At 55.6% G+C, this 23,570-nt stretch carries 34 protein-coding genes and 1 tRNA gene; 14 read left to right on the top strand and 21 right to left on the bottom strand.

Features of this window, described 5'->3' with window-relative positions:
• Window positions 1-2: 2 nt before the first annotated feature.
• The 3 genes from virB11 (at window position 3) to HKD42_RS08550 (ending at window position 4,851) form a co-directional block, all read left to right on the top strand.
• A complete protein-coding gene (virB11, locus tag HKD42_RS08560) occupies window positions 3-1,001 on the top strand; it encodes a P-type DNA transfer ATPase VirB11 (RefSeq protein WP_343042281.1) in 999 nt (332 codons plus the stop codon).
• 159 nt (window positions 1,002-1,160) lie between these two features.
• Window positions 1,161-3,305 carry an RNA degradosome polyphosphate kinase gene (locus HKD42_RS08555; protein ID WP_425500387.1) on the top strand — a complete coding sequence of 715 codons (2,145 nt, stop codon included), beginning with the start codon at window positions 1,161-1,163 and terminating at the stop codon, window positions 3,303-3,305.
• A gap of 13 nt (window positions 3,306-3,318) precedes the next feature.
• Window positions 3,319-4,851, top strand: coding sequence for a Ppx/GppA family phosphatase (locus HKD42_RS08550; RefSeq protein WP_170012473.1), 1,533 nt, complete (start codon window positions 3,319-3,321; stop codon window positions 4,849-4,851).
• A 5-nt stretch (window positions 4,852-4,856) separates the two neighbouring features.
• Here the strand turns inward: HKD42_RS08550 and HKD42_RS08545 are convergent, their stop codons facing one another.
• Window positions 4,857-5,615 carry a queuosine precursor transporter gene (locus HKD42_RS08545; RefSeq protein WP_170012471.1) on the bottom strand — a complete coding sequence of 253 codons (759 nt, stop codon included), beginning with the start codon at window positions 5,613-5,615 and terminating at the stop codon, window positions 4,857-4,859.
• A 62-nt stretch (window positions 5,616-5,677) separates the two neighbouring features.
• On the opposite strand from HKD42_RS08545, the gene HKD42_RS08540 reads away from it, so the two are divergent.
• A tRNA-Arg gene (locus tag HKD42_RS08540) sits at window positions 5,678-5,754 on the top strand.
• Between the two features lie 141 nt (window positions 5,755-5,895).
• On the opposite strand, the gene HKD42_RS08535 is transcribed toward HKD42_RS08540, so the two are convergent.
• The 8 genes from HKD42_RS08535 to leuC all read right to left on the bottom strand — a co-directional run bounded on the left by HKD42_RS08535 (window position 5,896) and on the right by leuC (window position 11,200).
• Entirely contained in the window at window positions 5,896-6,687 is a 792-nt protein-coding gene (locus HKD42_RS08535) for an NUDIX hydrolase (RefSeq protein WP_246236929.1), read from the bottom strand.
• A 274-nt stretch (window positions 6,688-6,961) separates the two neighbouring features.
• Window positions 6,962-7,291 (bottom strand): Grx4 family monothiol glutaredoxin, encoded by a 330-nt coding sequence (gene grxD, locus HKD42_RS08530; protein WP_170012469.1) that lies wholly within the window; start codon window positions 7,289-7,291, stop codon window positions 6,962-6,964.
• Between the two features lie 29 nt (window positions 7,292-7,320).
• Window positions 7,321-7,557, bottom strand: coding sequence for a BolA/IbaG family iron-sulfur metabolism protein (locus tag HKD42_RS08525; RefSeq protein ID WP_170012467.1), 237 nt, complete (start codon window positions 7,555-7,557; stop codon window positions 7,321-7,323).
• A gap of 3 nt (window positions 7,558-7,560) precedes the next feature.
• A complete protein-coding gene (locus tag HKD42_RS08520; protein WP_170012465.1) occupies window positions 7,561-7,884 on the bottom strand; it encodes a DUF1476 domain-containing protein in 324 nt (107 codons plus the stop codon).
• 71 nt (window positions 7,885-7,955) lie between these two features.
• Window positions 7,956-8,957, bottom strand: a complete 1,002-nt coding sequence (locus HKD42_RS08515; RefSeq protein ID WP_170012463.1) for an NADPH:quinone oxidoreductase family protein — start codon at window positions 8,955-8,957, stop codon at window positions 7,956-7,958.
• Window positions 8,954-9,556 carry a 3-isopropylmalate dehydratase small subunit gene (gene leuD, locus HKD42_RS08510; RefSeq protein ID WP_170012461.1) on the bottom strand — a complete coding sequence of 201 codons (603 nt, stop codon included), beginning with the start codon at window positions 9,554-9,556 and terminating at the stop codon, window positions 8,954-8,956. The genes HKD42_RS08515 and leuD overlap by 4 nt, the downstream gene beginning before the upstream one ends.
• Window positions 9,556-9,720: an isopropylmalate isomerase gene (locus HKD42_RS08505; protein ID WP_170012459.1), complete on the bottom strand. Its 165-nt coding sequence runs from the start codon at window positions 9,718-9,720 to the stop codon at window positions 9,556-9,558. The genes leuD and HKD42_RS08505 overlap by 1 nt, the downstream gene beginning before the upstream one ends.
• Before the next feature lie 46 nt (window positions 9,721-9,766).
• Window positions 9,767-11,200, bottom strand: coding sequence for a 3-isopropylmalate dehydratase large subunit (gene leuC / locus HKD42_RS08500; RefSeq protein WP_170012457.1), 1,434 nt, complete (start codon window positions 11,198-11,200; stop codon window positions 9,767-9,769).
• A gap of 101 nt (window positions 11,201-11,301) precedes the next feature.
• On the opposite strand from leuC, the gene HKD42_RS08495 reads away from it, so the two are divergent.
• The 3 genes from HKD42_RS08495 to HKD42_RS08485 all read left to right on the top strand — a co-directional run bounded on the left by HKD42_RS08495 (window position 11,302) and on the right by HKD42_RS08485 (window position 13,068).
• A complete protein-coding gene (locus tag HKD42_RS08495) occupies window positions 11,302-11,703 on the top strand; it encodes an acyl-CoA thioesterase (RefSeq protein ID WP_170012455.1) in 402 nt (133 codons plus the stop codon).
• A gap of 106 nt (window positions 11,704-11,809) precedes the next feature.
• Window positions 11,810-12,571 carry a fatty acid desaturase gene (locus tag HKD42_RS08490; RefSeq protein ID WP_170012453.1) on the top strand — a complete coding sequence of 254 codons (762 nt, stop codon included), beginning with the start codon at window positions 11,810-11,812 and terminating at the stop codon, window positions 12,569-12,571.
• Window positions 12,568-13,068 (top strand): sterol desaturase family protein, encoded by a 501-nt coding sequence (locus tag HKD42_RS08485; protein ID WP_170012451.1) that lies wholly within the window; start codon window positions 12,568-12,570, stop codon window positions 13,066-13,068. The genes HKD42_RS08490 and HKD42_RS08485 overlap by 4 nt, the downstream gene beginning before the upstream one ends.
• A 78-nt stretch (window positions 13,069-13,146) precedes the next feature.
• Here HKD42_RS08485 and HKD42_RS08480 read toward each other — a convergent pair whose 3' ends face one another.
• The 12 genes from HKD42_RS08480 to HKD42_RS08425 form a co-directional block, all read right to left on the bottom strand.
• Window positions 13,147-13,305: a YqaE/Pmp3 family membrane protein gene (locus HKD42_RS08480; RefSeq protein ID WP_170013961.1), complete on the bottom strand. Its 159-nt coding sequence runs from the start codon at window positions 13,303-13,305 to the stop codon at window positions 13,147-13,149.
• An 80-nt stretch (window positions 13,306-13,385) separates the two neighbouring features.
• On the bottom strand, window positions 13,386-13,733 hold the full coding sequence (locus HKD42_RS08475; protein WP_170012449.1) for a YbaN family protein: 348 nt from the start codon (window positions 13,731-13,733) through the stop codon (window positions 13,386-13,388).
• A gap of 3 nt (window positions 13,734-13,736) precedes the next feature.
• On the bottom strand, window positions 13,737-14,144 hold the full coding sequence (locus tag HKD42_RS08470) for a SufE family protein (protein WP_170012447.1): 408 nt from the start codon (window positions 14,142-14,144) through the stop codon (window positions 13,737-13,739).
• Window positions 14,145-14,168: 24 nt separating this feature from the next.
• Window positions 14,169-14,408, bottom strand: a complete 240-nt coding sequence (locus tag HKD42_RS08465; RefSeq protein ID WP_170012445.1) for a hypothetical protein — start codon at window positions 14,406-14,408, stop codon at window positions 14,169-14,171.
• A 41-nt stretch (window positions 14,409-14,449) separates the two neighbouring features.
• Window positions 14,450-14,737 carry a hypothetical protein gene (locus HKD42_RS08460; protein ID WP_170012443.1) on the bottom strand — a complete coding sequence of 96 codons (288 nt, stop codon included), beginning with the start codon at window positions 14,735-14,737 and terminating at the stop codon, window positions 14,450-14,452.
• Complete coding sequence (locus HKD42_RS08455) at window positions 14,737-15,114, bottom strand: hypothetical protein (RefSeq protein ID WP_170012441.1); 378 nt, start codon at window positions 15,112-15,114, stop codon at window positions 14,737-14,739. The genes HKD42_RS08460 and HKD42_RS08455 overlap by 1 nt, the downstream gene beginning before the upstream one ends.
• Window positions 15,114-15,461 (bottom strand): hypothetical protein, encoded by a 348-nt coding sequence (locus HKD42_RS08450; protein WP_170012439.1) that lies wholly within the window; start codon window positions 15,459-15,461, stop codon window positions 15,114-15,116. Before HKD42_RS08450 ends, HKD42_RS08455 begins: the two co-directional genes overlap by 1 nt.
• The gene (locus HKD42_RS08445) at window positions 15,461-15,766 is read right to left on the bottom strand and encodes a hypothetical protein (protein WP_170012437.1); all 306 of its coding nucleotides are present in this window, start codon (window positions 15,764-15,766) and stop codon (window positions 15,461-15,463) included. The genes HKD42_RS08450 and HKD42_RS08445 overlap by 1 nt, the downstream gene beginning before the upstream one ends.
• Before the next feature lie 24 nt (window positions 15,767-15,790).
• Entirely contained in the window at window positions 15,791-16,168 is a 378-nt protein-coding gene (gene pspC / locus HKD42_RS08440; RefSeq protein WP_170012434.1) for an envelope stress response membrane protein PspC, read from the bottom strand.
• Window positions 16,165-16,470 carry an envelope stress response membrane protein PspB gene (gene pspB / locus HKD42_RS08435; protein WP_170012432.1) on the bottom strand — a complete coding sequence of 102 codons (306 nt, stop codon included), beginning with the start codon at window positions 16,468-16,470 and terminating at the stop codon, window positions 16,165-16,167. Before pspB ends, pspC begins: the two co-directional genes overlap by 4 nt.
• 4 nt (window positions 16,471-16,474) lie before the next feature.
• Window positions 16,475-17,428, bottom strand: coding sequence for a phage shock protein PspA (pspA, locus tag HKD42_RS08430; protein WP_246236927.1), 954 nt, complete (start codon window positions 17,426-17,428; stop codon window positions 16,475-16,477).
• Entirely contained in the window at window positions 17,425-17,577 is a 153-nt protein-coding gene (locus tag HKD42_RS08425; RefSeq protein ID WP_170012428.1) for a hypothetical protein, read from the bottom strand. The genes pspA and HKD42_RS08425 overlap by 4 nt, the downstream gene beginning before the upstream one ends.
• A gap of 155 nt (window positions 17,578-17,732) precedes the next feature.
• Between HKD42_RS08425 and pspF the strand changes: the two genes are divergently transcribed.
• The 7 genes from pspF (at window position 17,733) to HKD42_RS08390 (ending at window position 23,552) form a co-directional block, all read left to right on the top strand.
• Entirely contained in the window at window positions 17,733-18,767 is a 1,035-nt protein-coding gene (pspF, locus tag HKD42_RS08420; RefSeq protein ID WP_170012426.1) for a phage shock protein operon transcriptional activator, read from the top strand.
• 66 nt (window positions 18,768-18,833) lie between these two features.
• On the top strand, window positions 18,834-19,652 hold the full coding sequence (locus tag HKD42_RS08415; protein ID WP_170012424.1) for a hypothetical protein: 819 nt from the start codon (window positions 18,834-18,836) through the stop codon (window positions 19,650-19,652).
• Window positions 19,653-19,762: 110 nt separating this feature from the next.
• Entirely contained in the window at window positions 19,763-20,077 is a 315-nt protein-coding gene (locus HKD42_RS08410; RefSeq protein ID WP_170012422.1) for a hypothetical protein, read from the top strand.
• Between the two features lie 3 nt (window positions 20,078-20,080).
• Complete coding sequence (locus HKD42_RS08405) at window positions 20,081-20,380, top strand: hypothetical protein (RefSeq protein ID WP_170012420.1); 300 nt, start codon at window positions 20,081-20,083, stop codon at window positions 20,378-20,380.
• Window positions 20,381-20,543: 163 nt separating this feature from the next.
• Window positions 20,544-21,107: a ribosome maturation protein RimP gene (gene rimP / locus HKD42_RS08400; protein ID WP_170012418.1), complete on the top strand. Its 564-nt coding sequence runs from the start codon at window positions 20,544-20,546 to the stop codon at window positions 21,105-21,107.
• Complete coding sequence (nusA, locus tag HKD42_RS08395) at window positions 21,107-22,780, top strand: transcription termination factor NusA (protein ID WP_170012416.1); 1,674 nt, start codon at window positions 21,107-21,109, stop codon at window positions 22,778-22,780. Before rimP ends, nusA begins: the two co-directional genes overlap by 1 nt.
• Window positions 22,761-23,552 (top strand): DUF448 domain-containing protein, encoded by a 792-nt coding sequence (locus HKD42_RS08390; RefSeq protein ID WP_170012414.1) that lies wholly within the window; start codon window positions 22,761-22,763, stop codon window positions 23,550-23,552. Before nusA ends, HKD42_RS08390 begins: the two co-directional genes overlap by 20 nt.
• Window positions 23,553-23,570: the final 18 nt, after the last annotated feature.

Below are 23,570 nucleotides of genomic sequence, written 5' to 3'. Positions count from 1 at the left end.
TCGTGACGGCGGATATTCATTCTTTGCCATCTGATGGCGATCCGGCGCTGGAACGCAGCGTCTATCTTGATGCCTATCTTGAACCATTCCGCGAATGGCTGGACCGCGACACGGTGACAGAGATTATCGTCAACCGCCCCGGTGAAGTGTGGATCGAAGATGCCGCCCATCCCGGAATGCAGCGGTTGGAAGTTCCCGCCATTGATGACCGTCTGGTACAAAGGCTGGCAGAACAAGTTGCCCGCGTCAGCCATCAGGGCATCAACCGCGAACATCCGCTGCTGGGTGCGACATTACCGGGCGGCGCGCGTGTGCAGTTCTGCGGGCCGCCCGCCGCCCGCAAAAACTGGGTCATGGCGATCCGCCGTCATCGGCGACTGGACTTGCCGCTGGATGCGTATGATGCGGGGCCGCTGGCGGTTGCTGAAGCACCCGCAATGCCCGATCCGCAGCAGGACCCGATCGCGTTTCTGCGCGAAGCGATCAAGCACCGCAAAACGATTCTGATCTCTGGCGGCACATCGACCGGCAAGACGACATTTCTCAACGCAATGCTGGGTGAAATTCCTCAGCATGAGCGGGTGGTTCTGGTGGAAGATACGCCTGAATTAAAACTGCCCGGGGCCAATGGTGTTGGCTTGGTCGCGGTGAAAGGCGAGCTGGGAGAAGCCAAAGTAACAGCCAACGAATTGCTGCAAGCCGCCTTGCGATTGCGGCCCGACCGTATTGTTCTGGGTGAACTCAGGGGTGCGGAGAGCGTCAGCTTCTTGCGGGCAATCAACACCGGCCATCCGGGAAGTTTTTCGACCATCCACGCCAACAGCCTGAACGGGGCGTTAGAACAGCTGTCCTTAATGGTGATGCAAACGGGGATCGGGCTGTCGCGGGCGGACACAATTGCTTATGCGGCGTCTGTGATTGATGTGGTGGTGCAATTGGGGCGTGATGCGGCTGGCAAGCGGGGCATCACCCAGATCGCTGAAAGTTCGTCGCTGCTCTAAATTTCCGGTTGCTATTACGGCGCGGAATGTGACAGTCATATGTCACGCAATCCCGTGCGATTTACATAGGACCGATACCCCATCAAGCGTGTGCCAAACAGACCAGCTGTATCAAACCATCTGACTGGTCGGGACAACACCATGGCAAGTCAGGTCAACATGATGGATATGCAGGGCGCAGACGGCGTACAGATTTCGGCTTCAGACCATTATATCAACCGTGAACTGAGCTGGTTGGCGTTTAACGAACGGGTTCTCTCAGAGGCCAGAAACACCAATTATCCGCTGCTCGAACGGCTGCGTTTCTTGTCGATATCGGGCAGCAATCTTGACGAGTTTATGATGATCCGCGTCGCCGGGCTTGTGGGGCAGGCGCAGCGCGGGATTGATCGGCTTTCTATCGATGGGCAAAGCCCTTCCCAGCAGCTCACTGCGATCCATGCTGCCGTGGCAGATATCAACCAGCAGCAGCAAGATATCTGGAACGAGCTACGTGCAGGGCTGACCGAAACGGGCTTCACCATTGCGGATGATCGGCGGGTCGATCCAAAGACCTATAAACGGCTTAAGAGCTATTTCCTTGAAGATATCGTCCCGGTGATGACGCCGCAGGCGCTTGATCCTGCACATCCATTCCCGTTTGTGGCCAATGGCGGGGTTGGGCTGCTGTTCACCCTAAGGCGCGATAGCGACGGCGAACAATTGGTGGAGATGGTGCTGATCCCGTCTGCACTGCCGCGATTTATCAGAGTGCCGGGTGAAGATGCGATCTACATCACGATCGACAGTCTGATTTGCCGGTTCGCCAAGCATCTGTTTCCCGGCTTTACGATTGTGGGCGATGGTGCGTTTCGTGTCCTGCGCGATAGTGACATCGAAATTGAAGAAGAAGCAGAAGATTTGGTGCGGACCTTCCGCAGCGCCATCCAGCGCCGCCGCCGGGGCCAAGTTATCCAGCTTGAACTGGAAGATGATTTTGATCCTGTGGCAGAGGATATCCTGCGCCAGCAGCTTTCCACGCAGGGCACTACGATTATCAAGACCGACGGCATGATCGGCATTTCGGGCCTGTCCAACATTGTGGGTGAAGACCGGCCTGATCTAAAGTTTGCCAGTTACAGCCCGCGCTATCCCGAACGGGTGATGGAACATGATGGCGATTGCTTCGCGGCCATTCGCGAAAAAGATCTGATCATCCACCATCCCTATGAGAGTTTTGAGGTAGTGGTAGACTTCCTGCGGCAAGCAGCCGCTGATCCCGATGTAGTAGCCATCAAGCAGACGCTTTACCGCGCGGGTGATCAATCCCAAGTGATATCCGCTTTGATCGCGGCGGCTGACAAGGGCAAATCTGTTACTGCCGTGGTGGAGCTGAAGGCACGGTTTGATGAAGAACAAAACCTGCTCTGGGCTTCCCAACTGGAACGGGCCGGGGTGCAGGTAATTTACGGATTTCTTGATTGGAAGACACATGCGAAAGTATCGATGGTCGTCCGCCGGGAAGAGAAGGGAATACGCACCTATTGCCACTTTGGCACCGGCAATTACCATCCGGTTACTACCAAGATTTACACCGATCTCAGCTTTTTCACAGCCGACCCCAAATTGGGCCGCGATGTGGCCAAACTGTTCAATTTCGTCACCGGTTATGTGGCGCCGCACAAGCTGGAAGCGCTGGCCATCTCCCCGATAGATTTGCGCGAGAGCTTGTATGATTACATTGATAAGGAAATCGAAAACGCGGGGAAAGGTCGCCCCGCGGTCATCTGGGCCAAGCTTAACTCGCTGACTGACAAAGGGGTTGTGGACCGGCTTTATGCAGCCAGCCAGGCCGGTGTGGAAATCCAATTGGTTATTCGCGGCATCTGCTGTTTGCGGGCGGGTATTGAAGGTTTGTCCGACAATATTCGCGTGAAATCCATCATTGGGCGGTTCTTGGAACACAGCCGTGTGTGGGCCTTCGCCAACGGGTATAGTATGCCGAGCGACCGTGCCCGGGTGTTTATATCATCCGCCGATGCGATGTCGCGCAACCTCAACCGGCGGGTGGAAGCGTTGGTCCCGATCAAGAACAAAACTGTGCATGATCAGGTTTTGCAGCAGGTGTTGCTGGCAAATTTGCTGGATACAGAGCAAAGTTGGGAAATGCAGCCGGACGGATCATATGCGCGGATGGACGCGGGTGAAAAACCCTTCAATTGCCATCGCTATTTCATGACGAACCCGTCTTTGTCGGGCCGCGGCGATGCGTTGGAAGCAGGCGGTGTGCCCAAACTTGCGCTTAGAAAAGGGGCCGGGGCCTGATGCCCGGCAGCGCATGGTAGCACGCGCGCGCACGGCGGACCGGCAGGGGTCTTTTTCGGGCAATCGTGTTGAACGTGCGATCATCGATATCGGCTCGAACACGGTCCGGCTTGTTGTTTACGGCGGGGCTCCGCGTGCGCCGGTTGTGCTGTTCAATGAAAAAGTCGTCGCGCGTTTGGGGCGCGAGATCGCCGAGACCGGGCGCTTGGCCGATGAAGCCATAGAGCTCGCGATGCGCGGGCTAAGGCGATATGCGTTGCTGCTGGCCGATCTCAAAATTGACAAGGTGGATGTTGTGGCCACCGCCGCCGCGCGGGATGCGGCGAATGGTGAAGAATTTCTCGATCAAGTCCGGGCCTTGGGTTTTGCGCCGAAACTGCTGTCCGGGCGCGAAGAGGCACGGATTAGCGCGATGGGCGTGTTGGGCGCATTCCCGGCGGCCGAAGGGATAGTCGCGGATTTGGGCGGCGGCAGTTTGGAGCTTATCGAGCTGTCTGAAGGGACTACTGGTAAGGGGATTACCTTGCCGCTGGGCACATTGCGTTTGCCCGAATATTCGGGCGACAGTTTCGCTGAAACCAAAGCGAATTTGCGACCGGTATTGGCCAAGGCGGATTGGGCAGATGATGCCAGCGGCACCTTGTATCTGGTTGGCGGAACATGGCGGGCCATGGCTGTCTATGCGATGCTGGAACGCAATCATGTTCTCACCGATCCGCACGGTTTCACGCTGGATTACGGCGAGGCGAAGGTGCTGGCCAAAGCCATCGCGTCAGCGGATCCAGAGGTGCTGCGCGCAATCCCGCGTATTTCTTCAATGCGTGCCGCCAGCCTGCCCGATGCCGGGGCTCTGTTGTCGGCCGTGCTTAAGAAACTGCGGCCCGACCAGATTGTTTTTTCATCCTGGGGCCTTCGTGAAGGTCTGCTGTTTGACGATCTTGAGACTTATGCCCGCGCACAAGACCCGCTGCTGGCTGGTGTCGGGGAATTTGCATCACTCAGGGGAACTCCGCCCTTGCTGGCTGCACGGATTGCCGGTTGGACTGCGCGAGCTTTGCCGGCCAGCACATTGGGAGAGCGCGAACCGGGCAGAGAGCGCATTCGGGAGGGCGCGACGTTGTTGTGTCTTGCGGCAATGCAGATTGAGCCGAATTTGCGTGTCGACCTTGCGGTGGATTGGTCGCTCCATAAACGGTGGATTGATTTGGATCCGGCGGGCAGGGCGATGATGGCGGCGACTGTGTGCGGCAATGGCAATCAGCTCGATCTACCTGCTGCTTTGTATGATTTGGCATCGAAAGAACAATTGGAAGAGGCCATCTGTTGGGGGCTGGCCATCAGACTGTGCCGCCGGTTGGGCGGGCGTTCGACCAAATTGTACCAATTGAGCAAATTGCAGATCGAGGGCGATCAACTGATCCTGTCGATCGACGCGTCTCATTCGGACCTGTTCGGCTTGCCGAATGAGAAAGACTTGGCCTTATTGGCAAGCCGATTGGGGTTGGAAGCCAAGGTCGCGATTTCGGATCACCCCGGCACTGAATAGTCTGGCTAGCTTTTGGCGAAGGGCGAGAAGTTGGTTGATGTATCAAAAACATCGACACCTTCGGCTTTTTTGAGTTTGCCGATCACCACATAAGTCACGGGTGTTAGCAAGGCTTCCCAAGCGGTCTTGATCAACCATTGTGATACAATCAATTGACCGATTAACTCAGGCGGCCAACCTGCCAGGCCGTAAAAAGCCAAGGGATAGAAAATCAGGCTGTCAAAGCCTTGCCCCACCACGGTAGAACCTATGGTGCGGGCCCACAGAAATCGCCCTTCGGTCCAGACTTTCATTTTGGCCATCACCAGGCTGTTGGCAAATTCCCCGACCCAGAATGCCACCATCGACGCCAAAACAATGCGCCAGCTATTGCCGAAGACAAATTCGTAGGCTTCTTGCCCCGGCCATCCTTGTGCGGCGGGCAGGGATACCACCACCCAGGCCATAAACGCCATAAACAGCAGCGCTGCAAAACCGGTCCAGATGACGCGGCGGGCTTTCGCGTAGCCATATACTTCGGTCAAAACGTCGCCGATGATGTAGCTGATCGGGAAGAACAATACCCCTGCGCCAAAAGACCATTCAGCCCCGCTGGGCAAAGTGATGTAAGATGGCTTTGATGCGCCGATCAGATTTGAAAGCAGCAAGATCGCGACGAATGCGGCCATCACCAAGTCATAATAGCGGAAGTTTCTGCCGTCCGCAGTGCCGCGTTCAATCCCGCCGGCGGTCCCGTTGGGGCTGGTATTTTCGGTACTGCTCATCAACGAAGTGCCTTAACCGCATTTGCTCTACGCGAAAAGCACGCTATGCGCCCTGACGGCGCGCGCCCGTAGCTCATCTGGATAGAGCGCGAGACTTCTAATCTTGAGGCAGCAGGTTCGAGTCCTGCCGGGCGCGCCATTTTCACTTCGTTCAAATAGTCACGCCCTTGCTTGAAATGGCTCGAGCTTGCGCTCGTTGGGCGCGCCATTCTCACTTCGTTCAAATAGTCACGCCCTTGCTTGAAATGGCTTGAGCGTGCGCTCGTTGGGCACGCCATTCTCAATTCCCGCGCATCGCCCCGTCGATAGGTTCCCCATCGATTGGATAACCGAGATTGTCCGGGATGCAGAGCCATTGCTCGCCGTCGCGCTCCGTCAGGAACGGGCAGATGATATCTGCCGGATAGGTGGCGCAATCTTTTTCAGCGGCGGCAAAATCATCAAACTGGGCAAGGCGCTCCAGATTGCGGCGGGTGGGGTAGATAATCGTCAGATCGCCAGTATCTGCTGCGTCGAGGGCGCCTTGGGCGGTAATCCAGTACAGTTTGCTGTTTTCTGTCGCATCCACTTCGATATCGACTGCGCCTGTACCGACATCGGCCAAGTAGAACCGCGTGTCGAACACTCTGGTCAGCTTCTCATTCTTGGGAAACCAGCGGGAAAAGGGAAGTACTGCGTTTAAGTCGAGCGTCCAATCCATCGCCTCCAAAACGGGGGCAATGGCGGGATTCTCAAGGAGCAGCTTGCGGGCTTGACGGGCACGGTCTGCATTGACCGTCCCTTTAATTCCAATCGCCAGACCGGTTTCTTCCAGCGTTTCGCGGATTGCTGCCACTCTATGCGCGGCCTCATCTACCGGCAGGTCGCTTTCCAGCTGAGCCGCCAGATCGAAATCGGCCTGATCCACGCGGCCACCCGGGAAAACAGCAGCGCCGCCCGCGAATGACATCGACCGGGACCGCGTGACCATAAGGAGCTCGGGCGGGCCGCCATTTTTCGCATGGCGGAAGATCACAATGGTGGCTGCGGGGATACCGTCCGGCGACTGATTATCAGATATAGGGTTCATCATATCATCTGTGCCGCACCCTGATGACATTGCCAAGGCACCGCCGTGTCGGAATTGTTTACATCAGGAAATACCCGCTAAGGGCCATTAACCATCGTAATGCCTGAAAATGCTGGGCTCTCCAAAACTGGCACGCCGTCTGCATAGTGTAACATGTCTTATTAGTCTTTGACTGAAGGCAGGGCCTCCTGGTCTTCCGGCCCCGCCTCCCCGTAATACGAAAAACCCGCCCTTCTTATCGAAGGGCGGGTTTCTTGTTTCCACATTACTGGTTTGTTTATTCAGCTTTGGCGACGTTTTTGTCTTCCATAAGCTGCTTCAATTCACCCGCTTCAAACATTTCCATCATGATGTCGCTACCGCCCAGGAATTCCCCTTTGACGTAAAGCTGCGGAATGGTTGGCCAATCGGAATACGCTTTGATGCCCTGGCGGATTTCCATATCCTGCAAAACATCAACGCTTTCATATGCGACACCGCAATGATCAAGGATGGAAACCGCCCGGCTGGAAAACCCGCATTGCGGGAAGAGCGGCGTGCCCTTCATAAACAGGACAACATCGTTGCCGGTGACGACTTCGGAAATACGGGCATTTGCATCAGACATAGGAACGGTTCCGGTAATTTCTTAACTGATCAGGAAGTGGGCACTGCGGTGGTGAGTTGCAAGGCGTGCAGAACGCCACCCATTTTGCCGCCCAGCGCTTCATAGACCATTTTGTGCTGCTGGACCCGGCTTTTTCCTGCAAATTCAGGGGCCGTCACTTTGGCAGCCCAGTGATCATTGTCACCCGCCAGATCGGTCATTTCAACGACCGCACCGGGAATGGCGCTTTGGATCATGCTTTCGATTTCGGGGCCAGACATTGGCATGGCTTAGGACTCGCTCATCAACTGGCGGCGGGCTTCGATGGTTTGTTCTTCGAGCGCCACGCGAACGCCGGCTTCGTCGATTTCAACGCCAGCGGCAATCAGATCACCATGCAGTTTGCGTATCACGTCTTCGTCGCCCGCTTCCTCGAAATCGGCTTGCATGACAGCTTTCGCATAAGCATCGGTTTCTTCTGCTGTCAGGCTCATCTTCTCGGCAGCCCAATGGCCGAGCAAACGGTTACGCCGTGCAGCGATTTTGAACGCATTCTCTTCATCGAAAGCATATTTGGCTTCTTCGCCTTTTTGGCGGTCGGAAAAGTCGGTCATGAGTACCTCATATTAGGAGTGTGCTTTGAAGATAGGAACGCGGCCGCGATTTTACGACCTTGGTTCTGCCCTTAGCTGTCCATTGTGACAACCAGCTTGCCGATTGCCCCGCGTGATTCCAGTTTGGTGATCGCTTCATGCGCGCGTTCCAATGGGTAGGTTTCACTGATCAACGGATTGATCTTGCCTTCTTTCCAAAGGCGGAACAGCTCGGCAATGTTGCCTTCATTCTTGCGGGGTTCGCGCGCAGTAAACGCGCCCCAGAAAACACCGCGAATGTCACAACTTTTGAGCAGGGTAAGGTTGAGCGGCATCTTGGCGATCCCGGCCGGGAAGCCAATTACCAGAAAACGGCCTTCCCATGCAATCGCGCGTAATGCCGGTTCGGAATAATCACCGCCGACGATATCATAGACAATGTCCGCACCATTGGGGCCGACCGCGTCCTTGAACGCTTTCGCCAGCGCTTTGGACGTATCTTTGTCAAATGGAGCCCGTGGGTAGACAACAACTTCGTCAGCACCGGCTTTACGGGCGACTTCGCCCTTTTCTTCGCTGGAAACAGCGGCGACAACGCGCGCGCCATAGGCTTTGCCCAATTCAACCGCAGACAGCCCAACGCCGCCAGCCGCACCCAGCACCAGCATCGTATCACCGGCTTTGATGTCGCCGCGATCTTTCAGACCGTGGATGGTGGTGCCGTATGTCATCAACAGGGCGGAGGCTTGGGGGAGTTCCACAAAATTGGGCACGCGGAACAAAGATGCTGCCGGGGCCACAATTTTTTCACGCAGTCCGCCGCTGCCGACGCCAGCAAGGATCTTGTCGCCGACTTTCCAGCCTTCCACACCTTCACCCAGCGCTTCGATTGTGCCGGAAATCTCGCCACCCGGAGAGAACGGGCGCGGGGGTTTGAACTGGTACAGATCCCGGATGATCAGTGTGTCGGGAAAATTGATCGCGCAGGCTGCAACTTTAATCAAAACCTCGCCAGCGCCGGGGCTAGGCTCGGCAATGTCTTCAACCACGAGCGTTTCCGGCCCGCCAACTTCTTTTGAAAGTAGTGCTCTCATGCGGCTTTTCCTGTTCCCTGTGCGAGCCAAGGCAAAGTGTCTGCCTGTCGCTTCTCATATTCTGTGATCGATTGATCGCGTGTGAGTGTCAGCCCTACTTCGTCAAGGCCTTCGCTCAGGCAGCGTTTGCGAAACGGGTCCATTTCAAATGTGAAACGGTCCTGAAACGGGGTGGTGACGGTTTGGTTTTCCAAATCGATTGTTACCGGATCGGTCGCCGCAACTTCCATCAACCGATCAATCTGTTCCTGCGGTAATTCGACAGTGACGATACCGTTCTTAAACGCATTACCGGCAAAAATGTCTGAGAAACTCGGCGCGATGACCGCCTTAATCCCCAGATCGAGCAGCGCCCAAGCAGCGTGTTCACGGCTTGATCCGCAGCCGAAATTGTCACCCGCAATCAGGATCGGAGCGCCGGAGAATTCTGCGCTGTCAAAGATATTATCGGGATTTGACCTGATCGTTTCAAACGCGCCTTTGCCCAGACCCTCACGGCTGATTGTCTTCAGCCATGCTGCAGGAATGATCACATCTGTATCAACGTTCTTCGCGCCAAATGGGATCGCGCGCCCTTGAACAGTGCTGACAGCGTCCATTAGTCGGTTTCCGGTGGTTCGCCGCTGGGAACTTGCGGTTCTGCGGACTTCTTTTTCTTACGGTTGGATGCGTAGAGCAGGGCGGCAGCAATGGCCGCAGACCCTATGGCTGCGCCAGCAACGGCGGCTTTGCCGCCAAGCGTTTCGGGGAGTTTCTTTGTCATAGACTTTTAATGGTCCCGGTTCGACGGAGTAGCAAGGGTAATTGGTCTATTTCACCAATTCGCGAACATCTGTCAGGCGGCCAGTAACTGTAGCTGCCGCTGCCATTGCCGGGCTCATCAAATGCGTGCGAGCCCCGGGGCCTTGGCGGCCAACGAAATTGCGGTTGCTGGTGGAAGCACAGCGTTCACCCGGCGGGACTTTATCGGGGTTCATACCCAGACAGGCGGAGCAGCCCGGTTCGCGCCATTCCAGACCGGCATCTTTGAAGACGATATCTAGCCCTTCTTCTTCCGCCTGCATCTTTACCAGACCCGATCCGGGGACGACGATGGCCCATTTCACATTGGCGGCCTTTTTGCGGCCACGCAAAACCTCTGCCGCCGCACGCAAATCTTCTATTCGGCTGTTGGTGCAGCTGCCGATGAAGATGTTTTGCACTTCAACTTCTGACAGTTTCTGGCCCGGTGCCAAGCCCATATATTCCAGGCTCTTGGCAGCGGCTTCCTGCTTTGTCGGGTCCGCGAAACTGGCGGGGTCGGGCACATTGCCGCCGATAGGGGCGGTGTCTTCCGGGCTGGTTCCCCAAGTGATCGTTGGTTCGACATCGGCCGCGTCAATATGGACGGTCTTGTCGAACACGGCACCGTCATCGGTTTGCAGGGTTTTCCACCATGCAACGGCCTTGTCCCAATTTTCACCGCTCGGTGAAAGAGGGCGCCCTTTCAGATAAGCGAAAGTCGTTTCGTCCGGTGCGATCAAACCCGCTCGTGCGCCAGCCTCGATCGACATATTGCACACAGTCAGGCGGCTCTCAACGCTCATATTCTCGAACACTTCGCCGCGATATTCGATCACATGGCCGGTTCCGCCTGCAGTGCCAACAACCCCGACAATGTGCAGAATCAGATCCTTGGATGTAACGCCCGGCCCCAAGGTTCCGGTAACGCGGACCTCCATCGTTTTCGATCGTTTGAGCAGCAATGTCTGTGTGGCGAGAACGTGTTCTACTTCGCTAGTGCCAATCCCGAATGCGAGCGCGCCAACACCGCCATGCGCTGCTGTGTGGGAATCGCCGCAGACGATCGTTGAACCAGGCAGGGAGAAACCCTGCTCCGGCCCGACAACATGGACGATGCCCTGTTCCGCAGCCGATGCATCGATGTAGCGGATACCGAATGCTGGTGCGTTATTTTCAAGCGCCTCCAATTGTGCCGCGCTTTGCGGGTCTGCGATGGGAATGCGCGTGCCGTCCGGGTTGAGCCGCGGTGTGGTCGGCAAATTGTGATCCGGCACTGCCAGCGTCAGATCGGGGCGGCGCACAGGTCGGCCGGCAAGCCGTAATGCCTCAAATGCCTGCGGGCTGGTGACTTCATGAACCAAGTGGCGATCAATGAAAATCAAGCTGGTGCCATCATCCCGGGTCTCCACCACATGGGCGTCCCAGATTTTCTCGTATAAAGTGCTTGGTTTGCTTGTCATACCGGCAGGATTAGCGGCCAATTGGCAACAGTGGCAAGTGATCTGCGGCTTATCAAATTTGTGTCATGGTATAGAAAGCTTTGTGTGCGTAATTAACATCCATGTCAGCAGCGCCATACACTTTCCCGATCACCATCGTCCCCAGCGACATCGATTTTATGGGGCACGTCAATAATGCCCGCTATTTGGGCTGGGTGCAGGACGCGGTCTTGTCCCACTGGCGCAATATTGCCCCGGCAGATGCCGTAGCCAGCCGGGCTTGGGTCGCGCTCAAGCACGAGATTACCTATCGCAAACCGGCATTTCTGAATGATGATGTGATGGCGCGGACAGTTTTGGAAAGCACGAAAGGCGCAAGAGCATTCTACCACACGGTTGTATTGCGGGGTGAAGAAGTGCTCGCTGAAATCCAGTCGAGCTGGTGCTGCATTGATGCAGAAACGCTGCGCCCGGCGCGCATAGGAGAGGAAATTGCCAAAATTTTCTTCCCGAAAGAGCGTTGATATCCGGCTCTGATTGGATCGTATATTCAGCGATTGGCACGGATGATGGCAAAGAACGCAACTCAGTTTGCGTTGCAGCTGCGCCGATCTGTATTATAGCTGAGTGATGGCGACACGCGCATTCTCTGGCTCTTCACGGATCATGCAGGCAGCAATTGGTCTGACGCTGGCCGTAGCGATTGTTGGTGCGTGGCTGGCAATTCATCTGTTTGCGATGTTTGCCTTCGATCTCACATGGGTCAGCTTGCCTGTGGCTGTGGTAATGGCAGTGGTGCAATGCTGGTTGTCTGTTGGGCTGTTCATCATCAGCCATGATGCCATGCACGGCTCATTGATCCCTGGGGCAAAGCGGACCAATTCTGCCATCGGCGCAAGCTTGTTATTCATTTATGCGGGGTTTTCTTGGCGGAAAATGCGCGATGCACATTTCGATCACCATAAATTGGCCGGAAAGGCAGGTGATCCGGATTTTGACGAGAACAATCCCACCGCTTTTTGGCCGTGGTATCAGACGTTTCTGAGGCGGTATTTTGGGCTGAGTTCCATCCTGTTAGTATCCAGCGTGGTGACGATATACTGGCTGGTTCTGGATGTGCCCGTCACGAAAATCGTGCTGCTTTATGGGGCGCCTGCCATTGCGTCATCGGTGCAGCTTTTCTACTTCGGAACATATCGTCCGCATCATCACAATGGTTCTGAATTTCCCGACCGGCATAATGCCCGCAGCGAAGGTTTTGGTTCGCTGGCCAGCCTGTTGAGCTGTTTCCATTTCGGGTATCATCACGAACATCACTGCCGGCCAGATACGCCTTGGTGGGGATTGCCGAAAGAACGGCGCAAGGCTTTGAACAAGGGGCATTCGGCATGAGTGTGCTGGAGATTATCGGGATTATTGTCGCTTCCGTAGTCGGAATGGAACTGTTCGCGTGGTGGGCGCATAAATACATCATGCATGGCTGGGGCTGGGGCTGGCACCGCGACCATCACGAGCCGCATGACAACCGGTTCGAGAAGAACGATCTGTTTGCTGTGGTGTTTGGCACCATCGTATTTTTCATGTTCTTGGCCGGATATCATTACTCGGCCGCCCTGTGGTGGACGGCCTTCGGGATCACGGTTTACGGGCTGATTTACACCTTGGTGCATGATGGTTTGGTCCATCAACGCTATTGGAAATATGTGCCAAAGCGCGGCTATGCAAAGCGGCTGGTGCAGGCACACAAGCTGCATCATGCAACAATCGGCAAAGAAGGCGGGGTCAGCTTTGGGTTCGTATTTGCGCGCGATCCGGCCAAGTTGAAAGCCGAGCTAAAGCAGCAGCGCGAGGCTGGTATTGCGGTGGTCCGCGATAGCGCCGGGGCTTAAGCCATCTTGCCAATGCCGCGGTCCAAGGATCGTCAATCCGCCTTGGCCGGAAGCCTGCGTTGCAACAACAGTCTGCGGCTATCTCAGGTAATTCACATAAATTCCGTGGATCAAGCCGGGAACGAAAAGGATAATGGTCAGAATCAAATTAATGACAAAGTCACGGCTAATCCCGTGTTTAAGAGCCACGCCCAACGGCGGCAGAAGAATCGTGGCGATCAGAATAATAATGGACATCATAATAAAGTCTCAGACGTATTTGTTCATGGTATACCCAACCAATGAAGCGCCGATGCCGTTGTTCCGAGAAACATATTCTATTCGTTGCGAGTCGCGATCCAGCTGCCGCTGATCGTCAGGATGCCGAGCGACACATAGACCCATGGCGGGCCCAGCGTGAAATAGGTGAACACTGCGCCAACCGCCATCGCCCCGATTGCCATCACTTTAGACCGGCGTGAAATCGCGCGGCGTTCGCGCCAATCCATCAATTGCGGGCCCCAATGCGGATGGTCGAGTATCTTTTTCTCCCACGCGGGATTGCTTTTGGCAAAGCAGAACGCGGCAAGGATCAAGAAGGGCACTGTTGGCATCAGCGGCAAAACCGCACCAATCGCCCCGCAAATGACCGCTATTATGCCGATCGTAAGATAGATCGGCCGCATAGTTTACGCGCTCGCAATGCGCGTTGCGTGCTCTTGAACCAGCGCAATCATATTGGGGATGCCTTGGGTCCGGTTGGAACTGAGTTGGTTCTTCAGATCAAATGGCTCCAGCGCGGCGGGCACATCCATCGCGGCAATATCGGCAGCCTTTTGATCTTGGACAGCGGAGATAACCAGTGAGACGATCCCTTTGGTAATCGCGGCATTGCTGTCTGCCAGAAAGTGCAGGGTGCCGCCGTCTTCAGTGGGATATACCCATACGCTGGCCGAACATCCGCGAACCAGTGTCGCGTCGGTTTTCAACGCATCGGGCATTTCATCCAGCTCTCGGCCCAATTCTATGAGCAGGCGATACCGTTCGTCGCCTTCAAGGAACTCATACTCTTCGCGAATGTCATCAAGTGTGCGCATAGCGGCCCATGTAGGGGCTCGCGCCTACAAATCCACCCCGCTGGCGATGGCTTCCAATTTTCTGATACGTTCTTTCAAGTCAGCGATTTCGATCCGGGCTGCACCCTGGGGGGAGCCTTCCTGCATCGCAGGCTCTGCATTGCGTGCACGGTCAAGCTCGCGCTCCTTCAGGGCCAACCACCCTTGCCAGCCGCGCAACGCGATCAAGGCGACAATTGTCATGCCAATGATTGTGGCGCTGGAAATAATGATCTGTTCGGTCATGTCATACTCCCTCCTGCGGCGGGCCTGTCGGCAGCTGCTGGTTACTTGTCGCGTAATTTCTCGATTTCCGCTGAAATCGCTTTGAGTTCGAGGCTTTCCGTCGAATTGGCATCGGTTGCGATGCGTTCCAGAACCTTGATCCGCTCACGCAGTTCGAGAACCTCGCGCTGGGCGTCACTATCACCTTCCATTTTCATGGCGGCTTCGCGGTCAAGAGCATCTTTGCGTTCTTTATAGGCAAGTTGGCGCTTCTGCATCAAAGCTGTGAAGCCGAATACAATGATCGATGCGATCACAATGAAGCTGAAAATGATGGTCAGCGGATGCATCAGGCGTGCCCTTCTGTTTGGCGCTGGGTCAGCGGTGTACCCGCTTCGGTGCCGCGCTCATCGCGAAGGCGTTCGATTTCATTGCTGACGGAATAGCTGCTGTCGGTGACGATTTTTTCTACGTTGGCCAAGCGGTCCTTGATCGAACCGAGCTCTGCCCGCAGTTCCGCATTTTCCTGGGTCAATAACGTCACGCGCTGCGCGGTTTGACCATCGGTGCTGGGTTTCAGCGATTGGCCCCACATTCCTTCGAGCGGGTAGCCATGCTTAATCTTCAAGCGGGTTGTATGGATCCAGCCAAATACGCCAGCTCCGCCGATCGCTAAACCGGCACCGATGATCCACGGCAGATGCGGAATAATGGTTTCGGCTTGCATTAGATTTTTTCCTTCTTGCTCATATTCAGCGGTACGCCGTTATCTGCCGTGTTGGTTGATGGCAGATCGCGCAGTGCCTCTATCTCTTCATTCAAGCGGTAACCCTTATCGGTCACAATCCGCTCCAGCGTTTCCATCCGTTTGCCTTGCTCTTTCAGCAATTGGACGAGTTCCGCGTTCTGAGCCCGCAGCTCTTTGATTTCGCCGGTATCGCGCGGCTTGGTTTTGCCGCCCCATTCGTCTTCCAGCTCATAGCCGTGCTTGGCTCTGATCCAGTTATTGATCAGCCATCCGCCTGTACTGAGCGCGATGATAAGGATGACAAATCCCGGTCCGCCCCAATCCATTATGCGCGCTCCCCGCTTTTGATATTGAGCGGCGTGCCGCTGTCTTGGGCTTCGACTTCGCGGGTGTCGCGCAGAGCTTCGATCTGGGTCGCAACATCGTATCCGCGGTCGGTCACAATACGCTCAAGCACGGCAACCCGGTCTTCCAGCTGCGTAACCTGACTGGCATATTGCGCTGCTTTCTCGCTGCTAGCCTCGGCGGTCGCGGAAATGCGCTTCTCTTCGAGTTTCCGGTTGTTGACCAACCAGATGATGCCAAGCACCATGATGAAGGGCGCAAGCGGTACAAGAATGCCTAAGTCCATGAGTATTCCCCTCGGTATTTGTGTTTAGCGTAGCCGTTCAATCTCTGCGTTCAGACGCGGATTGCTGGATACGTAGAATGTTTCGACATCGGCCAAGCGGCGATCAATATCGCGCATCTGGCTGCGGATTTCCCGCGCTGTGCGGGTCGGGCTTTGGCGCACACGCTGCCAGTATTTTTGCTCCTGCTGGTCCACATAAAGATGCGGCGGCTTTTTGTTCAGCAGCATGCCTGCGATGAAATAGGCGGGCAGTAAGATCGGAGCGACAGTGAACAACAAGGCCAGAAAGCCGAGCCGGATCCAGAGCGAGTTCACCCCGGTATAATCGGCAATGCCCGAACATACGCCCATCAGCTTCGCATTTTGCTTGTCGCGATATAGAGTTGTCCGTTCGCTGGTCATAACCGTCCCTCTTTCTTCTCTGCTAGCAACCGGTCCAATTCGCGCAGTTGCTGATTGTCTTTCTCCTGATCATGCAGAATGCGCGCTGGTTTGAAGTCCGCGTGATCATTGGAAACGAGCCGTTCAACTGTGTCCATCCGGTCATCAAGGCGCTTGGCAAGATGATACAGCTCATCAAGCAATTGCTCGTCATCATTTGTAATGGTGCCGGCTGTTTTCCACTTGGTCATATAATGCATGATCAGCCACGGCAGACCGATGAAAATCGCCGGTATAACAATGATTTCGCTACCCCAATCCATGGTCTTAGTCCTTCTTCTCTGCGCTGCTCTTGCCGAGCGCGGCTTTCATGGCTTCCAATTCTTCGTCGACTTTATCGGCGCCTTCCAATGCGGCGATTTCGTCCGACAGAGACGGTTTCTGGTTACCGTCTGACAATGACAACGCCTCGGCGCGGCCTTCTGCGTAATCGACACGGCGATCGAGCTGGTCGAAGCGCGACAGTGCCTCGTCCGTGCGTTCCGTGCTCATCAAAGTGCGCAGCTTCACGCGGTTTTCGGCGCTTTCCAAACGGGCCGAAATGGCTGTCTGGCGGCTGCGCGCTTCCCGCAGGCGGTTTTGCAGCTTGTCGATGTCCTTCTCATACGCTCGCAGTGCATCATCAAGAACGGTGATTTCAGCGGTCAATTGCTCCGCCATATCGGCAGCTTTTTTCTTTTCGACCAAGGCGGCGCGCGCCAGATCTTCGCGATCCTTTGACAATGCCAGTTGGGCTTTTTCGCCCCAATCGGCTTGCAAGCGGTCCAGCTTGACCGTGTGGCGATGCATTTCTTTTTGATCAGCAATCGTGCGGGCCGCGCTGGCGCGTACCTCCACCAAAGTCTCCTCCATTTCGAGGATGATCATGCGGATCATTTTTGCCGGGTCATCGGCATTGTCCAGCATATCGTTGAAGTTGGCGGCGATAATATCACGAGTGCGACTGAATATTCCCATCAAGGGTACTCCGTTAGAAATTAGGCTGTCTTTCAGATCTTGGCGGAAGGAAGAATGGCCAAGGTCAGGATATGTCTTGTCCCCTGAAGACCGGTGTGAAGATTGGGTAGGTGTCGGGCTTGTTCTAAGCTTTTCTACCTCGGCCTCAAACCGTGAAACTACATTCAGGGTAGGGTTGGGGCGGGCCGGAGAGGCTTTAGGGGGACTACTCTTCTCCGGCCCTAAGGGGCCTTTACCAGGCGGTATGTTAGAAGGTTTGCTCATGCGATCTCGACAGTCTCGCCATGCAGCGCGGCCGCATAGGCTGGCGCGACGTGCATTTGCGTGCTGAGGGCAACAAATGCGCACATGGCGGCTACGCTGGCGAGAGAGGCTTGGCCCAATTTGCTGGCGAAGAAGCTGCGGTCGAACATGATATGGTTTCCTTCCATTTGGTGTTGGAAACAATATTGCAAACGGTGTGCCAAACTGAATAAATATTGATAATTCAATGGATTGAGGGAAATTGCAGATTTTGGTGTTGGTGCCTATTGCCAATAGGTGGGATTTTTCACTATAAGTTGGCGCAATGGAGCGAGAGAACCAATTTATCGGCCAATCCGGGGCCTTTCTTGATGCGGTGGAGCGGACCAGCCGGGCTGCACCTATGCGCCGCCCGGTCCTTGTAATCGGGGAGCGGGGTACCGGTAAGGAACTGATTGCCGAACGGCTGCACCGTCTATCTGACCGGTGGGGGGAACCGCTGGTAACCATGAATTGTGCAGCCCTCCCGGAAACGCTGATCGAGGCTGAATTGTTTGGCCACGAAGCTGGTGCTTTCACCGGCGCTACCAAAGTGCGGGCCGGGCGGTTTGAAGAAGCCGACAAAGGTACCTTATTTCTCGACGAATTGGGCACTTTGTCGATGGCTGCCCAAGAACGGCTGCTGCGCGCTGTTGAATATGGTGAGGTGACGCGTATCGGATCGTCACGGCCGGTGAATGTCGATGTCCGGATTGTGGCCGCCACAAATGAAGATTTACCGCTGATGGCGCAAGAGGGCGCTTTTCGGGCGGATCTGCTCGACCGGCTCAGTTTTGAGGTAATAACCTTGCCCCCTCTCAGGGTGAGAGAGGGTGATATCGGCGTGCTCACCGATTATTTTGGCCGCCGGATGGCAGCGGAATTGCGGTGGGAAGGATGGCCGGGTTTCTCCGACCATGTGCACCAGCAAATGGAAGACCATCCCTGGCCGGGCAATGTCCGTGAATTGCGCAATGTTGTAGAGCGCGCTGTGTATCGCTGGGATGATTGGAATGCCCCCATCGGGCACGTGCAATTTGATCCGTTCGACAGCCCTTGGAAACCGAAGGGCGAAGGCAAGACCAAACAAGTGACCGGTCAAAAAACAGTGGCCGCATCCAGCACCCCGCAAAACTTGGCAGCGGATATTGATCGCGTGGATGATCTGCGGTCCGCTGTTGATGACCATGAAAAACGGATCGTTGAACACGCGCTTGGCAAACACCGCTGGAACCAGCGCCAGACGGCCAAAGCGCTTGGCCTCAGCTATGACCAATTGCGCCATTGCATCAAGAAACATGCTTTAACTGCTGATGAGTGATTACCCGGCACCGTGTTTGCATCCTTATCGCTGTGGTGCCACATGGTGCAGGATACGGGGTGAGTGATGAAAAACGGTTTTCTTGCTGCAATTTTAACTGCGCCAATGGTGATCATGGCAGCGCCGCCGCTATTGGCGGCAATGCCTCCTGAAGGGGCGACGGAAGAGCAAATCGCCGCAGACGCCTTTGCACTTGAGCGGGGGAAGCAGCTTTTTGCTCATGATCAAGCGGCAGCCGTCAGCAGTGTTGCATTACGAAAACTGATCGATTTTGCTGATCACCCTGAAGTTCGCGGCTATCTGACTGTGCCTGAAGAGGATGGTGTCATTGCGGTGGTATTCTATTCAGAGTTGGACGGCGCGCATTACGAGTTTGCCCGCTTCATGGTGGACGGCGTAACCGTCAAATCTGGCGGGCTGATTGATACGCCGGAAGACAACCCGCTGTCTGGGGCATTGGAACGGCAGGCCCGCTCCCGCGCGGCTGCGCTTGCCTATGCCGCGCAGCAAGGTGCGCAAATGTGCGGTCAGGCCTCTGCCAATACAGTTGTTTTGCCAGAAAGCGAAGCAGGCGCGGTGCCGGTATATATTTTGTCCGGTCCTACGCGGCCGGGACGTTACCCTCTGGGCGGACATTATCTGGTCGAGATTGATAAAGACTATCAAGCGGCCACCGGGCGCGCATTTGCGGATCAGTGTTTTGACGGGCCAATCATGCCTGCAGATCCCAGCATCGGTCCTGAACTGTTTAACGTCACCCATAGTTTCGATAATCAGCCGACCGAGATTCACTATTTCGCCCATCTGCATATGAAAGTGCCGTTACAGATTGCCGCCAATAACCGGTTTTGGACGATTGATTTAACCGTGGATGCGGCTGACTAGGCGTAGGACTGGTTGCACCATTGGGTGCGGTGATGGCCGCGGGGCGGCTTAATATTTTGTTGCCTAATTGAAGCTATCCCTCAGGCTCGGAAGAGTATCGGGGGATGGATATGCGCAATTTTTTCCGGACAATCGGGATTCTGTGGTTCGGCGGTGTTTTTGCTTTCGGGGCATGGGGCACATATGCGTATCATAACCCCGAATCTGCTTTTGGAGAGCCAAGCGAGTCCACTGTGGCCACCGTGATGGGTCTTGCGTCGGTCGATGCAGATTCTGATTTTGGCGACCAGTGGGATCAATTCCAAGATGGCCGAGAGCGCGGCAAAAACCTGCTCGATGAAGTTGAGCGGACGCGGGAGCGGGCCAAGGACGAAATCGCCAAGGTCAAGGCCCGCAAGCAATATGGCGACGACTGGGGTGAATAAGCCATGCGTGCCGGCCGCGTTTTGGGGCAGTGGATTGATTGGTGGCATGGCCAAACCGATCCGAACAAAACCTATCACTATTCAAACGGCAAGAAGCCCGAAAGCGCATATGGACGCTTTCTAACCGTTATTTCTGTCGGCCTTGGCATTGCATTTTTTGCGATCCAGATTGTGGCGACAGTGCATATCGGCCAGTCGATCGAAGACCAACAGCTTCAGCAGGCGCAAAAGGACGCAGCAGCGCGCTGTGCCGATAATCCGTGGGCGGTTGGCTGCCCGCCTGCTGATGATACGGGCCGATAAAAGAACCCCGCATTCGTGATTGGTCTTGCCAAGAGGGCAAGTGACGCCTAGTTGGGTCTCAATCCGACATCGTGATGACAATGTAGGGCTGGCGCCAACAGGGGCCGGCACAAAACGCCATTGCAATCATCGATGTCATAGTGACGGTATATGCGGAGAATACATGGCTGAGTTGGCGCGCTTGATTGAGATTATTGAACCCGAAGCGGCTGCGCTCGGCTTTGATCTCGTGCGCGTTAAGATGCTTGCCTCGGAAGCGGGCGATGGCGACCGCGCATTGCAAATCATGGCCGAGGATCCGGCGACGGGCCAGCTGGTGATCGAACAATGCGCTGCCCTGTCACGCGCTGTTTCCGATAAGATTGATGCTCTTGAAGAATCAGGGGAGACTCTGATCGAAGGCGCTTATCACCTTGAGGTAAGCTCTCCGGGTATTGATCGCCCTCTGACACGCGCCAAAGATTACGCGGCATGGACAGGCCATGAAGCCAAGATATCCCTGACCGAAAAGCTGGAAGGTCACCGGAATGTGCGCGGCGAATTGCTTGGCATAGACGCTGGTATCGTTTCCATAGATGATAAGAAGGCCGGACGACTGGACGTCCCGCTTGGTATAATCCATTCGGCAAAGCTCATCCTGACAGATGCCCTGATTGCCGCGACCCAACCGATCAACACCGATGGTGTTGAAGATATAATCGAAGATGAAGAGAAGGCTGACGACTAATGGCCAGTGCAATTTCCGCGAATAAGGCTGAACTGCTTGCGATTGCGAATGCGGTTGCTTCCGAAAAGATGATCGATAAGTCGATTGTTATCGAAGCGATGGAAGAAGCGATCCAGAAAAGCGCGCGCAATCGGTATGGCGCAGAAAATGACATTCGCGCCAAGCTTGACCCGATGACCGGCGACCTGCGCTTGTGGCGTGTGGTTGAAGTGGTTGAGGAAGTCGAAGATTACTTCAAGCAAGTTGATTTGAAAGCTGCGAAGAAGCTGGAAGATGATGCCAAGCTCGGCGACTTCATTGTTGATCCGCTGCCGCCTGTTGATCTGGGCCGTATTGATGCGCAATCTGCCAAGCAAGTGATCTTCCAGAAGGTTCGCGACGCTGAGCGGGAGCGTCAGTTTGATGAATTTAAAGACCGCGCAGGCGAAGTTATCACAGGTGTGATCAAGTCGGTCGAGTTCGGCCACGTGATTGTAAACCTTGGCCGCGCCGAAGGTGTCATCCGCCGCGATCAACAAATTCCGCGTGAAGCCGCCCGTGTGGGCGAGCGTATCCGCGCGATCATCACCAAGGTAGAGCGCAACAATCGCGGTCCGCAGATTTTCCTCAGCCGCGCGCATCCTGATTTCATGCGCAAGCTGTTCGCTCAGGAAGTGCCCGAAATTTATGACGGCATCATCGAAATTAAGGCGGCTGCCCGTGATCCGGGTTCGCGTGCGAAGATTGGTGTGATCAGCCATGATAGCAGCATCGATCCAGTCGGTGCCTGTGTGGGTATGAAGGGCAGCCGGGTTCAGGCGGTCGTTCAGGAACTGCAAGGCGAGAAGATCGATATTATCCCTTGGTCGGAAGACACAGCCACCTTCGTGGTCAATGGTCTGCAACCTGCAACTGTCGCCCGTGTTGTTCTGGACGAGGATGAAGGGCGGATCGAAGTTGTCGTGCCCGACGATCAATTGTCACTCGCCATTGGCCGGCGCGGGCAGAATGTCCGCCTCGCCAGCCAGCTGACGGGTCACCAGATCGACATCATGACAGAGGAAGAAGCTTCCGAAAAACGTCAGAAAGAATTCTCTGAACGCTCCAGCATGTTTGAAGCGGAGTTGGACGTGGATGAAACCCTGTCTCAGTTGCTCGTTGCAGAAGGCTTCGCTGAGCTGGAAGAGGTTGCCTATGTCGAATTGGCAGAGCTTGGCGCGATCGAAGGCTTTGATGAAGATCTCGCCGAAGAACTGCAAAGCCGCGCTGTAGAGGCGTTGGAACGCCACGAAGACACCGCGCGCGGCGAACGCCGAGAGCTGGGTGTTGAAGATGATCTGGCGGAAATGCCGCATCTTACAGAAGTGATGTTGGTGGTGCTTGGTAAGGCCGGGATCAAGACGTTGGACGATCTTGCCGATCTTGCGACCGATGAACTGATCGCGAAGAAGCGTGAAGCGCCGAAACGTCGTCAAAACACAGATGGCCCACGTCTGCGTGCGGATGTGCAGTCCAAACGCGCTGAAGACAAAGGCGGTGTGCTGGGTGAGTTCGGTCTGAGCGAAGAGCAAGGCAACGAAATCATCATGGCTGCACGCGCACATTGGTTCGAGGATGAGGAGCCGCAGACGGCTTCGGGATCCGAAAACGAGCCTGACACACAGGAGGCCGCTGATGCGGACTCCACACAATGAGCGCGTAGCTTCCGATATCTCTGCAACAACAGCCGGCCAGAAACATAACGCTTCTGGCCGGCAAAAGCCTTGCGCGGAACGCAAATGTATTTTGTCGGGCGAATCTGCCGATCGCGATGGCTTGATCCGTTTGGCGGTCTCTCCTGAAAAAGACGATGGCACGCATGATGTGCTGCCCGATCCGTTGGCGCGTGCGCCCGGCCGCGGGGCATGGATTGGAGTGAGCCGATCCGAACTTGAAGCCGCGATGGCCAAGGTCAAATTGCGCGGCGCCTTGGCCCGCGCGTTTAAAGGCGCCAAATTGACTGTGCCGGATGACCTGCCCGATTTGATCGAAAGCGCGCTTACACGCGTATTATTGGACCGGCTGGGCCTCGAAATGCGGGCCGGACGGCTTATATTGGGATCGGACCGGATTGCAGAACACGCACGTTCTGGCCGGGCGGTATTGGTGCTTCATGCGGCAGATGCGCGTGAAGATGGCCGTAAAAAGCTGGATCAGGCGTGGCGGGTCGGCCGCGACGCAGAAGGGTCTGGCGACAGAGGTATCACCTTGCCACTGGACCGGATGGCATTGTCTGTGGCATTGGGCCGCGATAATGTCGTTCATATGGCGCTGGCCGATGATGCATCAGCCGAGCGGGTCCAATCGGTCCTAGCGCGCCTGCTGCATTTCCTACAGGCGGATGACGCCATACAGAATGTGCGCGGCACAGCCGGTGACGGGGTAAGCTCCGCCGCCGGCCATGCCGCTGATGAAACGACGAATTGAGTTTTAAGGATAGAGACG

The organism is Pontixanthobacter rizhaonensis, from assembly GCF_012972675.1.
Lineage (GTDB): Bacteria > Pseudomonadota > Alphaproteobacteria > Sphingomonadales > Sphingomonadaceae > Pontixanthobacter > Pontixanthobacter rizhaonensis.
This window is presented reverse-complemented; position numbering and strand designations above follow the sequence as displayed.